The sequence below is a fragment of the Mycobacterium sp. genome, from assembly GCF_035506235.1.
GTDB lineage: Bacteria > Actinomycetota > Actinomycetes > Mycobacteriales > Mycobacteriaceae > Mycobacterium.
The window spans coordinates 1-11,511 of sequence record NZ_DATJPU010000134.1 but is presented as its reverse complement, the minus strand read 5'-3'; the positions used below and the strand labels follow the sequence as shown (position 1 = coordinate 11,511).

The 11,511-nt window shown below is 70.0% G+C and carries 14 protein-coding genes and 1 riboswitch; of the genes, 5 read left to right on the top strand and 9 right to left on the bottom strand.

Annotated features, from left to right (window positions below):
• The 4 genes from VMD50_RS12020 to VMD50_RS12005 form a co-directional block, all read right to left on the bottom strand.
• Positions 1-1,372, bottom strand: a 1,372-nt coding sequence (locus VMD50_RS12020; protein WP_325427975.1) for an HNH endonuclease signature motif containing protein, incomplete at its 3' end; no start/stop codon positions are given.
• Positions 1,373-1,626: 254 nt separating this feature from the next.
• Entirely contained in the window at positions 1,627-3,126 is a 1,500-nt protein-coding gene (locus VMD50_RS12015; RefSeq protein ID WP_325427974.1) for a M28 family metallopeptidase, read from the bottom strand.
• Between the two features lie 11 nt (positions 3,127-3,137).
• Positions 3,138-3,515 (bottom strand): DUF2752 domain-containing protein, encoded by a 378-nt coding sequence (locus tag VMD50_RS12010; protein ID WP_414686051.1) that lies wholly within the window; start codon positions 3,513-3,515, stop codon positions 3,138-3,140.
• Between the two features lie 59 nt (positions 3,516-3,574).
• A complete protein-coding gene (locus VMD50_RS12005) occupies positions 3,575-3,907 on the bottom strand; it encodes a CD225/dispanin family protein (protein WP_325427972.1) in 333 nt (110 codons plus the stop codon).
• 317 nt (positions 3,908-4,224) lie between these two features.
• Here VMD50_RS12005 and VMD50_RS12000 point away from each other — a divergent pair, with 317 nt between their 5' ends.
• Positions 4,225-4,752, top strand: coding sequence for a serine/threonine protein kinase (locus VMD50_RS12000; RefSeq protein ID WP_325427971.1), 528 nt, complete (start codon positions 4,225-4,227; stop codon positions 4,750-4,752).
• 89 nt (positions 4,753-4,841) lie between these two features.
• The gene (locus VMD50_RS11995) at positions 4,842-5,366 is read left to right on the top strand and encodes a serine/threonine protein kinase (RefSeq protein WP_325427970.1); all 525 of its coding nucleotides are present in this window, start codon (positions 4,842-4,844) and stop codon (positions 5,364-5,366) included.
• Between the two features lie 3 nt (positions 5,367-5,369).
• Here VMD50_RS11995 and VMD50_RS11990 read toward each other — a convergent pair whose 3' ends face one another.
• From VMD50_RS11990 to thiO, 4 genes are all read right to left on the bottom strand, one after another.
• Positions 5,370-6,128, bottom strand: coding sequence for an SGNH/GDSL hydrolase family protein (locus VMD50_RS11990; protein ID WP_325427969.1), 759 nt, complete (start codon positions 6,126-6,128; stop codon positions 5,370-5,372).
• Positions 6,125-6,883, bottom strand: coding sequence for a thiazole synthase (gene thiG / locus VMD50_RS11985; protein WP_325427968.1), 759 nt, complete (start codon positions 6,881-6,883; stop codon positions 6,125-6,127). Before thiG ends, VMD50_RS11990 begins: the two co-directional genes overlap by 4 nt.
• A complete protein-coding gene (gene thiS, locus VMD50_RS11980; RefSeq protein ID WP_325427967.1) occupies positions 6,876-7,073 on the bottom strand; it encodes a sulfur carrier protein ThiS in 198 nt (65 codons plus the stop codon). The genes thiG and thiS overlap by 8 nt, the downstream gene beginning before the upstream one ends.
• Positions 7,070-8,077, bottom strand: coding sequence for a glycine oxidase ThiO (gene thiO, locus VMD50_RS11975; RefSeq protein ID WP_325427966.1), 1,008 nt, complete (start codon positions 8,075-8,077; stop codon positions 7,070-7,072). Before thiO ends, thiS begins: the two co-directional genes overlap by 4 nt.
• Positions 8,068-8,197, bottom strand: a riboswitch (TPP riboswitch). (Overlaps the previous gene by 10 nt.)
• A gap of 28 nt (positions 8,198-8,225) precedes the next feature.
• Between thiO and thiE the strand changes: the two genes are divergently transcribed.
• Positions 8,226-8,897: a thiamine phosphate synthase gene (thiE, locus tag VMD50_RS11970; protein WP_325427965.1), complete on the top strand. Its 672-nt coding sequence runs from the start codon at positions 8,226-8,228 to the stop codon at positions 8,895-8,897.
• Here thiE and VMD50_RS11965 read toward each other — a convergent pair.
• Positions 8,869-9,510 carry an NUDIX hydrolase gene (locus tag VMD50_RS11965; protein ID WP_325427964.1) on the bottom strand — a complete coding sequence of 214 codons (642 nt, stop codon included), beginning with the start codon at positions 9,508-9,510 and terminating at the stop codon, positions 8,869-8,871. The genes thiE and VMD50_RS11965 overlap by 29 nt on opposite strands.
• A 133-nt stretch (positions 9,511-9,643) precedes the next feature.
• Here VMD50_RS11965 and glnX point away from each other — a divergent pair, with 133 nt between their 5' ends.
• Together glnX and VMD50_RS11955 are read left to right on the top strand one after the other, a co-directional pair.
• Positions 9,644-10,963 (top strand): protein kinase G-activating protein GlnX, encoded by a 1,320-nt coding sequence (gene glnX, locus VMD50_RS11960; RefSeq protein ID WP_325427963.1) that lies wholly within the window; start codon positions 9,644-9,646, stop codon positions 10,961-10,963.
• A partial coding sequence (locus tag VMD50_RS11955) for a transporter substrate-binding domain-containing protein (protein ID WP_325427976.1) occupies positions 10,963-11,511 on the top strand: 549 nt, incomplete at its 3' end. The genes glnX and VMD50_RS11955, both read left to right, overlap by 1 nt.

Genomic DNA, 11,511 nt, shown 5'->3' with positions numbered 1-11,511 from the left:
CGCGGTCCTGGGCGCGGGTGCGGCGGCGTTTGGGCATCATCGCGGTGCGCTCGGCGTGGGCTTTGGCCGGGGTCGCCGCGGGTTGGGGTGGGTCGCCGGTGGGCGCGCACAAGCTTGGGAACAGCAGCGCGCTGCCGGGGGTGGTGACATAGGTGTGCCCGTCGGGCAGCCGCCAGATCACGCTGCCATCAGGCAGCTGTTCGTCGCGCCACCCACCAAAAGTTTTGAGCAAATGATGAAGCCGGCACAGACATTTCAGGTTCGACGCATGCGTGACACCGCCGTCGGCATAGGGGATGGTGTGGTCGAGGTCGCAGCCGATCGCGGGCCGGTCACAGCCCGGGGCGCGACACGTCAGATCCCGACACCGCACGAAATCGGCCAACGCCGTGGAGGGCACATAGCCGTTCTCCGGTGGCGCGTCGACCGGGTGCACCACGGTCATCAGCTTGGCCGAGGCGGCCAACTCGGCCACCAACTCGGGGGTGATCAGCCCCGCGGCGCCGATCTCACACCCCGGGGTGGTGCCGGTGCCCTCCAGGGTGGGCTGCTCGGCGATCACATGGATCACCACCGGCGAAGCCGCCGGCCGTGTCCCGGCCGCACAGTCCGCGCGCCCGCAGCGACAGCCCAACCTGTCCGCGCCGGCCGCCAAGGCCCCAAGGGCATCGGCGCGGCGCTGCGCGCGGGCGCGCGGATCATGGGCACACACCGTGGCGGCCAGGGCGTCCAGGCGTTGGTCCAGCGCATGGGCATCCAGGCTCAACAGCCGGCCCTCAAACTCAGCCAACCCATCGCCCACGTCGGCGATCCACACCTCGCGGTCGGTTCGGCGCTCGGTGCGCCGGCGCACCGCATCGACATCGGCGCGAGCCACAATCTTGTCCACCTGCGCACCCAGCCGGCCCTGGGTCATCGACGGCCAGCACCCCAAATTGACCGCCAGAGTGGCATCCACGCACGCCAGCACATCGGGATCGACGATCAAATCGGTGCGATACACGATCGTCTGAAACAGCCGATAGTCGATGTCCCCGGCCCGGAAGACCTCACCCACCTTGGGCAGACGCTCGCGCATGGCCCGCGCGTAGCGCAGCCGACTGGCCGCCAAGCCCTGGCTGATCCGCAACGCCGCCGCCACCTCCGCCGCGACCGCCTCCATCGTGTCGATCGCCCAGTCCTCATTCTCCGAACACCGCGACAACCGATACCCGAACAACCGCCCGATCGCCTCCAACTGGGTGGCCGCCGCCCGATTCTCCGCGCGCGCCGCCGCCCCGATCTCGGCCAGCAGCCCCGCCGACTCCCCCGTCACCGACGGATAGTGCCGCTCGATCATCTCGTCGAACCGAGCACGAACCTCATCGAACATGCGTTCGAGTATAAGCGGCCAGGGGACAAAGCACGGCCCATGATCACCGCCTGTGGATAACCCCGTGAGGCCGGCCGCTACGGCATCCGTGGCGCCGTTGAGCCCGTCCTCGGCGGCCCCCAGAACACGAACCGCACCGCGTTGCTCACTGGGGCCGACGGGCCCAGGGTCCGCGGTCACCTTCGCGACCAATCCCCGCCGCCACCAGCCCGATCAGCGCCAACCCTGAGCCAAGCCGATGGATCACGCCCCCGTCATGGCTTGGCGAGCAGGTGGCGCGTGCGATCCGCCGGCACCGGAACCCCATTGCGGCCACCGAGGTCCTGCGCGTACAGGGCCACCGCGTACGCGACGCCGGCGCCGTTGATGCCCAGCGAGGTGCGATCGATGTGGTCGAGGGTGTCAGTTTTCTGGTGATAGTTCGGATCGAACGGCTGGTCGGCGGTCCCGCCCCACAGCTTGGCCTGATCGGCGGACTTCTTGACCTCGGCGCCCGAGAACAGGCCGCCCGCCGGGATGCCGGCCAGCGTGAAGCCGTCGTAGTCCGAACGGCCGTCGAACGAGGTGTCCTGCGCGGTCTTGCCGGCCGACTTCAAGTAGGCCACCAGCGTGCGCTCGATGCCGGCCGAGCCCTCCGGTACCACCGGCTGGCCGCGCGCGTCCATCGGCAGCGACTGGTCCCCGTCATAGGTGAAGTAACCCGGGTTGGGCGAGGCGAGCATGTCGAAGTTCAAATACAGCGCAATGTCTTTCAGCCCGTCGAGGTTCAGCGACTCCACGTAATTACGCGACCCGATCAGGCCGAGCTCCTCGGCGCCCCAGAACCCGAACCGCACCGCGTTGTGCACCTGCGGCGAATTGCCCAGCTGCACGGCGGTTTCCAGGACGGCGGCCACCCCCGACCCGTTGTCGTTGATGCCCGGCCCCTCCGGCACGCTGTCCAGGTGCGCGCCCGCCATCACCACGTCGGTGGGAGACCCGGTCTTGGTCTGCGCGATGACGTTGCGGGCCTTGACGTTTTGGACGCTCGCGTTGAGCCTGATCGTGGCGGGCCCCGGCTGCGCGCGCAGCTGTATCCCGGTGGACTTGGTGACGCTCACCACGGGGATTTTCACCTGCGTGTCGGCTCCGAGCGTGCCGCCCATCTGCTGCTCGTCGACGTTGTCAGCGACGATCATCGCGACGGCGCCGCGCTGCGCCGCGGCATCCTCCTTCTGCGCGAACGGGCAGGTGCCGCGGTCCACCAGTACCACCGCGTCCTGCACCCGCAGCCCGTCGAAGTCGGCGGGCTTACAGCCCGGGTCGTCCCCCGGGGGCACCGCCACCAATGGCCCGCTCACCCCGTCGGGCGGGGTGCCGAGGCTGAATTCCAACGCGCGTGCCTCCACGCTCGTGCCGCCGACCGTCACCGCCGGCTTGTCGCCGTGGAACACCCGGGCCGAGAACTCTGGCGTCTGCACGTCAAAGCCACTGTGGCGCAGGGTGTTAACCACATAATCGACGCTGGCCTCGTAGCCGGGGGTGCCGACGGCGCGGGTCCCGTTGTTGGCGTTCGCGATGTCCTGGAGTTTCGACAAGTGCGCCATCATCGCGTCGGCCGTGACCTTGTTGTGCAGGGTGGTTGCGAACTCGGCGGCGGCGGGGTTACCCGTCGCCTCCCCTGGGTTGGCGCAGCGATGCGAGCAGCCGGCCAGGAATGCAGTCAGGGCGACGACGGCCAACACCACCGGGATCGTCCGCGATTTTTTAATCATCGCGCCCAAGGTTAGACATACAGCGCGCTGAATGGCGCAAAAGGAATGTTGCGCACAACAAACCAAACCGCCACCAACAGCAGCGCCACCATCGCCGCCCAGCGCTGGTGCTGCCAGCCCCTGATCCACCGGCCCGTCACCCTGCCGTAGGTCCACGCCCCGTACGCCCACACCAGCAACACCAGCGCCACCAGGCCCAGCGCGTTGAACCGGGCCGCCGCCGCCAGGTTGCCGTGCATCAGCGAATACAGCATCCGCGCACTGCCGCATCCGGGGCAGTCGATGCCCAGCAGGGCCTTGGTGGGACATACGGGGAGCGGACCGCCCGGTGTGGTGGGATCACCCACCCACGTCGCGGCACAGACCAACGTGGCGGACGCGGCCACCATGAGCGGCGCGCCGAGGGAGAACGGGACCGGTCGTTGGCGCGTTACCACGAGGCGTCCGCTTAGAACAGCGCGGAAACCATGGCCGCGCCCGTGTTGTCCGCGTTCATACCAACCGTCACCGTGTAGATGATGGCGATGACAACCCAGACGACCCAGATGATGACCGACCAGATGACCCACTTCCGGGCGCTGGCCGCCGATGCCTGCGCCTCCGCGTGCAAACCCTGCGCCCACATTCCGTTCACCTGGGCGGCTTTCACGATCGCGACGATCCCGGTGATGGGAAAGCAGAATATCGTCGCCAAAATCGCCCACACCAAGTAGTTATTCGGCGCTCGCCCGGCAGGCTGCTGCGGGGGGTATCCCGGCGGCGGCGACGGTTGCTCTGTCATGGATTCTCCAGTCGGGAGGCGTTCGCTGGCGTGAAGCGGTGCTTACCATACATTAGCGGCGCGACGACGGCACTATCTCCGGCAGCGGTTCGCTACTTGCTTATCCCGCGAGCGCGGCGCGTATGTGCCCGGGTGAGCCCGAAAGACGCTGCCCGTTAACTGATTTGCTGCGCGGAAACGGTCGGCCAGCTCCAGCGGAAAAGATGCCCAAACAGACAATTTCCAGCGGAATGTATTGCATGGACAGGACTTAGCTCTACGATCCCTCTAGCGGAAGCATTGATTCCGGTGAGCGACGCAACCACTAGGAGCCAAGGATGCCTCATCTCAGCAAGGCGCTGCGAGCCGCGACGGCCACAGCGCTCGCGGGCGGTTTCGCGTTCGCCGGTGCCGCCGCGGCGAACGCGGACCCCACCAACACCGGTAACCCGGCGGACGTCAACACTCTGGCCGCCTCGCTGTCCAAGGGCTACGGCCTCAACAACTGCACCGCCGGAAACATCGACGCCGGCGAATTGGCCGTACTCACCTGCGGACAAAGCCCCGACCCCAGCGGCCCGGCCCAGGCGAGGTACATCCTGTTGAACAACGCCGACAGCTTGGCCAGCTCGTTCAAGACCAGCATCAAGGACGACGTCTTGACCGCGTGCGGGGACAGCGGTCAGTCACCCACGACCTGGCACCAGGGCAGTAACAACGCCAACTCGGGATCCGTGGCGTGCGGCACCTACCAGAACGCCGCCGAGGTCATCTGGACCACGGATTCCAAAAACGTGTTGAGCCTCATCCGCGGATCCAACTCCGACGTCGCGGCGCTCTACCAATGGTGGCGCGCGAACGGCTGAGTGAACGCCTGGGCCGCAAACGCATTCTGCAGCCGCGGCCGAAAGATGCCCGGGTTCCTTGATTTTCCCACACAACAAAGGAGTTCAGAATGTCCCCTCTCTCCAATGGGCTGCGAGCTGCGACGGCGCTGGCGCTCATGGGCGGTTCCGCCCTCGTCGGGGCGGCCACGGCGACCGCGGAGCCCGGTACCGGCAGTTCGGCAGACATCAACACCCTGGCCAGCTCGCTGTCGAAGGGCTACGGCCTCAACAATTGCCAACCGGCGCCATTGTCGGGTCCCGTTCTCGCCGAGCTCGATTGCGGGCAAAACCCCGATTCCAGCGGGCCGGCGGCCGGCGTCTATCAACTCTTCAACAACGGCAGCGACCTGGCCGCCGCATTCACCTCCGGCATCAACGGCGTGTCGCTGAGCCCGTGTGGTGACAACGGTCAATCACCGGGCACCTGGCACCAGGGCAGTTCGGGCCAGACCGCCGGACAGGTGGCGTGCGGAACCTACAAGAACGCCGCGGTCATCACCTGGACCACCGACGCCAAGAACGTGCTGAGCCACATCCGGGCGTCCAACACCGACGTCAACGCGCTCTACCAGTGGTGGCGCACCAACGGCTGACCGTCAGAGTTGAGCCGCAACGAGGTCGGCGACCGCGCGCATTCCGGCGCCGTTGGGGTGCAGCGGCGCCGGCCGGCCCGGTAGCGGCACACCGGGTTTCGTCGTCCACGACCCGGCCGACCAGGCGTGGTGCTGCCGGCTGGCCTCCGCGGCGCGGACGATCTCGCACCCGGTCGCCGCGGCCGCCTCGGCGGTGACGCGTTCCAGCGTCGCGGCGACGTGCCGGCCCAGGTCGGCGTCCGAGTCCGAAAGCGGCGGCGCGGGTGTACCGGCGGGCGGCAGCAGCGTCAGGTAGTCGACGAAGAACACCCGGGCGCCCGCGGAGCGCTGACGCAGCGCGGTGCCGACCGCGCACAGCGAATCGAACACGTCGGCCAGGGCCCGATCGCGCGTGTCACGGTCCAGCAGTTCGCCGATTCGCCCGCCCAGTAGCGGCAGTCCGCGCGCGATGCGCGGCAGCGCGGCGGCCGTCAACAGCGGAACGTAGCCGACGTCGTTGCCGCCGATGGTCACGGTGACCAGGCTCTCCGAGCCGTTCAGCGCGGCGACTTGCGGCGGCCTGCCGTGCTGGTGATCCGCGAGCACATGGGCCGTGGTGGCGCCGGAAAAGGTGACGTCAACCAGTTCGAGGTTCAGCCGTTCGGCGACGAGGTGCGGGTAGTTGCGCGCCGATCGGCCCGACCATCGTGGCGCGCCCGCCGCGCGGGGCCTGATGCCGGGACCGGCGGCCATCGAACTGCCCAGCGCGACATAACGTTTCATAAGTCGGGGCTGGACGCCTTCGCCCAGAACCGCTTGGGGATCCGCCCGGCTCGCCGCGCCAGGTGGCCCGCGGTGACGGCGGCGGCCATCGCCGCGGCCATGGCAGGCGGGTCGGCGGCACGGGTCACCGCGGTGGCCAACAGCACGGCGTCGCAACCCAATTCCATCGCCAGCGCGGCGTCGCTGGCGGTGCCGATGCCGGCGTCGAGCACCACCGGGACGCCGGCGCGCGCGACGATCATCTCGATGTTGTGCGGGTTGGTGATGCCCAGGCCGGTGCCGATCGGCGCGCCCAGCGGCATCACCGCCGCGCAGCCGGCGTCTTCGAGCCGCCGGGCCAGCGCCGGGTCGTCGTTGGTGTAGGGCAGGACGACGAACCCGTCGTCGACCAATTGCTCTGCGGCCCTGACCAATTCGACCCCGTCGGGCAGCAATGTGCGGTCGTCGGCGATCACCTCGAGCTTGACCCAGTTGGTGCTCAGCGCCTCGCGGGCCAGCTGCGCGGTGAGCACCGCCTCGGCCGCGCTGCGGCACCCCGCGGTGTTGGGCAGCGGCGTGATGCCCAGCCGGTTCAGCAGGTCCAGCAATCCGGTCCCGCCCTCGGCGTCGACGCGCCGGATCGCGACGGTGGTCAGCTCGGTGCCCGACGCGATCAGCGCCTCCTCGAGCACCGCCAGGTTCGTCGCTCCCCCGGTACCCATGATGAGCCGCGAGGCGAAGCTGCGATCGGCGATCGTCAGTTTGGAATCAGCCACCTTGCACCGCCGTCACCACCTCGAGTCGGGCACCGTCGAAAAGCTTTGCAGTCCAGTTGGATCGGGGTAGCACGGCATCGTCCACGGCCACCGCGACGCCCCGGTCGGGGAAGCCCAGCGACTCCAGCAGCGCGGCGACGGTGGTCTGCTCGTCGACCTCGACGCTTCGCTCGTTGACCGTGATGATCATGGGTGCGCTCCGACCGGGACCAGTTCGGACACAATCTGTTCGGCGGTCCACGGCGCCAGCAGGAACCCGGATCGGCCGTGGCCGGCGGCGACGAGGGTTCGCTCGTCCAGGCGTTGCACGATCGGCAGATTATCGGGTGTCATCGGGCGCAGCCCGGCGGCGCACTCGGCCAGTTCGTATTCCCCCAGCGCGGGCAGCACCGCGCACGCGTCGTCGAGCAGGTCACGAACTCCCGACACCGCCGGGGCCGTGTCGCGTCCGTGTTCGTATTGCGTGGCGCCGACGACCACCCCGTCCGGGCGCGGAACCAGGTACACCTGCCGCCCGTGCACGCGCGCGCGAACCACCCTCTGCGGCAACGGCATACACCCTTTCCGCCAGCGCAGGCGCAGCACCTCGCCCTTCACCGGGCGCACCGGCAGCCCGGGCCACAGCGCGGGCGCGTCGATGCCGTTGGCGATCACCACCGCTTCGGCCTCGACCCGGGCCAGGTCGCTCACCGGCCCGGCCCACCGCACGCCCAGGTGCTCGCAGGCCACGTTGAGCGCGTAGAGCACCGCGCGGTTGTCCACCGCCAGCTCGGTGGGAGCCCGAAAGCCATGGCGGATGCCTTGCGCCAGCAGGGGTTCGACGTCGCGGGCGGCCGACTCCCAGACCACCGGGTGTCCCTGCCCGGACAGCCAGTCGGCGACGGTGCGCAGGTCCGCGACGTCGGCCCGGTCGACGGCCACCACCAGCGACTCCCGCGCGGTGACCACCCCCGGCGGCAGCCCGTCCAAATAGCCGCCCTCGTGCCACAGCCGCAGCGATTCCAGGCCCAGCCGCAGCAACCGCTCCTCACCCGGCCAGCCTTCGCTGTGCGGGGCGAGCATGCCGCCCGCCACCCACGACGCGCCCGCGTCGGCGGTGCGGTGCACGCACACCGACCATCCCGCCTGCGCCGCCCGGCGCGCCACCGACAGCCCGATGACTCCGCCGCCGACGACGGCCAGTGAGTTTGGCATCCTTTGCTCCCTTCGCCGGCATGACCCGGATCAGGTGTGACGGTAAGGGCAGGTCCGGTGGTTTCCGGCTGCGCCCACTCTCAGCCCCGCCGGTGACCCGGGGCTCCCGTGCTCTTCGGAGTCCACGCTAGCGCGATACCGTCGCGCTGTGCACCAACCGGCTTCCCGTCTCGCCGCCGCGAGGCTGTACCTGTGTACCGACGCGCGCCGCGAGCGGGGGGACCTGGCGGAGTTCGCCGACGCCGCCCTGGCCGGCGGCGTCGACATCATCCAGCTGCGCGACAAGGGGTCGGCCGGTGAGCAGCGGTTCGGCCCCCTCGAGGCGCGCGACGAGCTGGCCGCGTGCGAGGTCCTCGCCGAGGCGGCCCGCCGGCACGGCGCCCTGTTCGCGGTCAACGACCGCGCCGACGTCGCCCGCGCGGCCGGCGCCGACGTGCTGCACCTGGGCCAGGGCGACCTGCCGCTGAGCGTGGCGCGCGAGATCGTCGGGCCTGACACCCTGATCGGGCTGTCCAGCCACGACCCCGACCAGGCAGCGGCGGCCGCCGCATCGGAGGCCGACTACTTCTGCGTCGGCCCGTGCTGGCCCACCCCGACGAAGCCGGGTCGCGCCGCTCCCGGCCTGCGGCTGGTCCGGCTGGCCGCCGGACTCGGCGCCGCCTTGCCCTGGTTCGCGATCGGCGGCATCGACGCGCAGCGGCTGCCCGAGGTGCTCGGCGCCGGCGCGCGACGCATCGTGGTGGTGCGGGCGATCACCGCGGCCGACGACCCGCAGGCGGCCGCCGCACGGCTCAGATCGGCGCTTGCAGCAGCGAGCTGACCCGGCGGCTCAGCTGCGACGGCTCCTGATCGGCGCGAAGCGGTTTGCCCGGCATGCACCACACGAAGACCCCGGCCTCGATCTCGAGCGTGCGCGGCAGGTGATGGCGCCGTTCGTCGCCGTGGTCCAGGGGCACCAGCGCCGGGGCGGTGCGCAGCCGCTGCCAGCTGGCTGCGAAACCGGGATGCAGCCGCAGGTTGGCCACCTCGCTCTCGGCGACCCAGCGCATCTCGGCGCTTTCCCGGTTGGGCACGGTCCGCAGCAGCTCGGCCGCATCGGCGACGACGGTGGTGTAGCTCCAGCGGGTGCCGCCGATGCCGGACACCTCGGCGGTGACGACCGTGGCACGGACGGCCAGAAGATCGGCCGGCAGGCCGGCCTCCTCGTGGGCCTCGCGGACCGCGGTCTGCTCCGGAGTCTCGTGGCTGTCCCGGGCACCGCCCGGCAACCCCCAGGTGCCGCCCTGGTGGCTCCACACCGCCCGATGCTGCAGCAGCACCGCGGGCGCGCCGTCGGGCCCGGGAGCGCGCAACAGCAACCCGGCCGCGCCATACCGGCCCCAGTAGTGGGCGCCGCTGTCGGATACCACCCATCCGTCACCGTCGCCGTGCACGAGATCAGGATATGCAGGCGATCCGCCCGGTCAATCGGGTCACCTCCCCCCATCCGGCCGAACATTCTCTTAGAATTCGCTTATTCGGGTTCGTGCGGCGAATTTGAGGCCGAAAGATGGGGGCTGAGCAGACGTGACGGTTGAGCTGTCGCACCCGTCGACCGAGCCGAAGGGGTCGCGGTCGCCGGCCGAACCGGCCCACCCCCGCTGGTGGTTCATCTCCACGACGCCGGGCCGGATCCTGACCATCGGGATCGTGCTGGCCGCCCTCGGCGTCTCCAGCGCCTTCGCCACCTCGACGACGATCAACCACCGGCAGCAGGTGCTGTCCACGGTGCTCAACCACACCGAGCCGCTGTCGTTCGCTGCGGGACGGCTCTACACCACGCTGTCGGTGGCCGACGCCGCCGCGGCCACCGCGTTCATCGCCCAGGCCGAGCCCCGCCCGGTCCGGCTGCGCTACGAGCAGGCCATCACGGACGCCGCGGTGGCCGTCACCCGGGCGTCGAGTGGGCTGACCGACGAACCGCTGGTGCAGTTGCTGGGCCGGCTCAATGCCGAACTGGCCGTCTACACCGGGCTGATCGAAATCGCGCGGACCAACAACCGGGAGGGCAACCCGGTCGGGTCGTCGTACCTGTCGGAGGCCTCGGGGCTGATGCAGTCGAGGATCCTGCCGGACGCCGCGCAGCTGTACCAGGCCACGTCGGACCGGGTGGACAGCGAGACCACCGCGTCCACGCACTTCCCCGCCCCGGTGATCCTCGTCGTCGCCAGCACGGTGGTCTTCGGCGCGTTCTCCCATCGCTGGCTCGCCCGGCGCACCAGGCGCCGGATCAACCCGGGACTGGTCGTGGGCGCCCTCGGTATCCTCGTCATGGTGGTATGGGTCGGAACCGCGCTAACCATCTCCACGGCCGCGAGCCGTAGCGCCAAGGAGACCGCCTCGGAGTCACTCAGGACCGTCACCAACGTCGCCATCACCGCCCAGCAGGCGCGGGCCGACGAGACGCTGTCGCTGATTCGCCGCGGCGACGAAGAGACGCACAAGCAGTCGTTCTACGACCGCATCGACTCCATGCACTCCCAGCTCGACCAGTACCTCTCGCGCAGCGACGCCGTCGACAAGCCCGACCTTGAAGGCGCCGATCAGCTGCTGCTGCGCTGGCGGCAGGCCAACGACCGGATCAACTCCTACATCTCGGTGGGCAACTACCGGGCCGCCACCCAGGTCGCCCTGGGCAGCGGCGAGGACGACGCGACCCCGGCGTTCGACAAGCTCGAGGACGCGCTGGGCAAGGCCATGGACCAGAGCCGCACCCACCTGCGCAACGACGTGCTCAACGCGCGCAGCGGGCTGTCCGGCGCCCAGGTCGGCGGCGTGGTGCTCAGCCTCGGCGCCGCGATCGCCGTCGCGCTGGGCCTGTGGCCGCGGCTGAAAGAGTATCGATGATGACCCGCCTGCGCCGGCCCCGGCGGGTCGGCTCCCGCCTCGCGGCGCTCGCCGCGGCCTTGCTGGGCATGGCGCTGGCGGCCTGCAGCCACACCGAATCGCTGACCGTGGCCACCGTGCCGACGCTGCCGCCGCCCACGCCGGTGGGCATGGAGCAGATGCCGCCGCAGTCGCCGCTGCCGCCGGACGACGCCGGCCAGGGCTGCAACGCGACCGCGAGCCTGCGCCCGTTTCCCACCAAGGCCGAGGCCGACGCGGCCGTCGCCGACATCCGGGCCCGCGGCAGGCTGATCGTCGGGCTGGACATCGGCAGCAACCTGTTCAGCTTCCGCGACCCGATCACCGGGGAGATCACCGGCTTCGACGTCGACATCGCCGGCGAGATCGCGCGCGACATCTTCGGCGCCCCGTCGCACGTCGAGTACCGGATCCTGTCGTCGGAAGAGCGTGTCACCGCGCTGCAGAGCTCGGAGGTCGACGTGGTCGTCAAGACCATGACGATCACCTGCGACCGGCGCAAGCTGGTCAACTTCTCCACCGTCTACCTC

Bases quoted from the DNA above. Each gene is read 5' to 3' on its own strand.
- VMD50_RS12015 (WP_325427974.1), bottom strand. From the start codon at position 3,126: ATGATTAAAAAATCGCGGACGATCCCGGTGGTGTTGGCCGTCGTCGCC.
- VMD50_RS12010 (WP_414686051.1), bottom strand. From the start codon at position 3,515: ATGGTGGCCGCGTCCGCCACGTTGGTCTGTGCCGCGACGTGGGTGGGT.
- VMD50_RS12005 (WP_325427972.1), bottom strand. From the start codon at position 3,907: ATGACAGAGCAACCGTCGCCGCCGCCGGGATACCCCCCGCAGCAGCCT.
- VMD50_RS12000 (WP_325427971.1), top strand. From the start codon at position 4,225: ATGCCTCATCTCAGCAAGGCGCTGCGAGCCGCGACGGCCACAGCGCTC.
- VMD50_RS11995 (WP_325427970.1), top strand. From the start codon at position 4,842: ATGTCCCCTCTCTCCAATGGGCTGCGAGCTGCGACGGCGCTGGCGCTC.
- VMD50_RS11990 (WP_325427969.1), bottom strand. From the start codon at position 6,128: ATGAAACGTTATGTCGCGCTGGGCAGTTCGATGGCCGCCGGTCCCGGC.
- thiS (WP_325427967.1), bottom strand. From the start codon at position 7,073: ATGATCATCACGGTCAACGAGCGAAGCGTCGAGGTCGACGAGCAGACC.
- thiO (WP_325427966.1), bottom strand. From the start codon at position 8,077: ATGCCAAACTCACTGGCCGTCGTCGGCGGCGGAGTCATCGGGCTGTCG.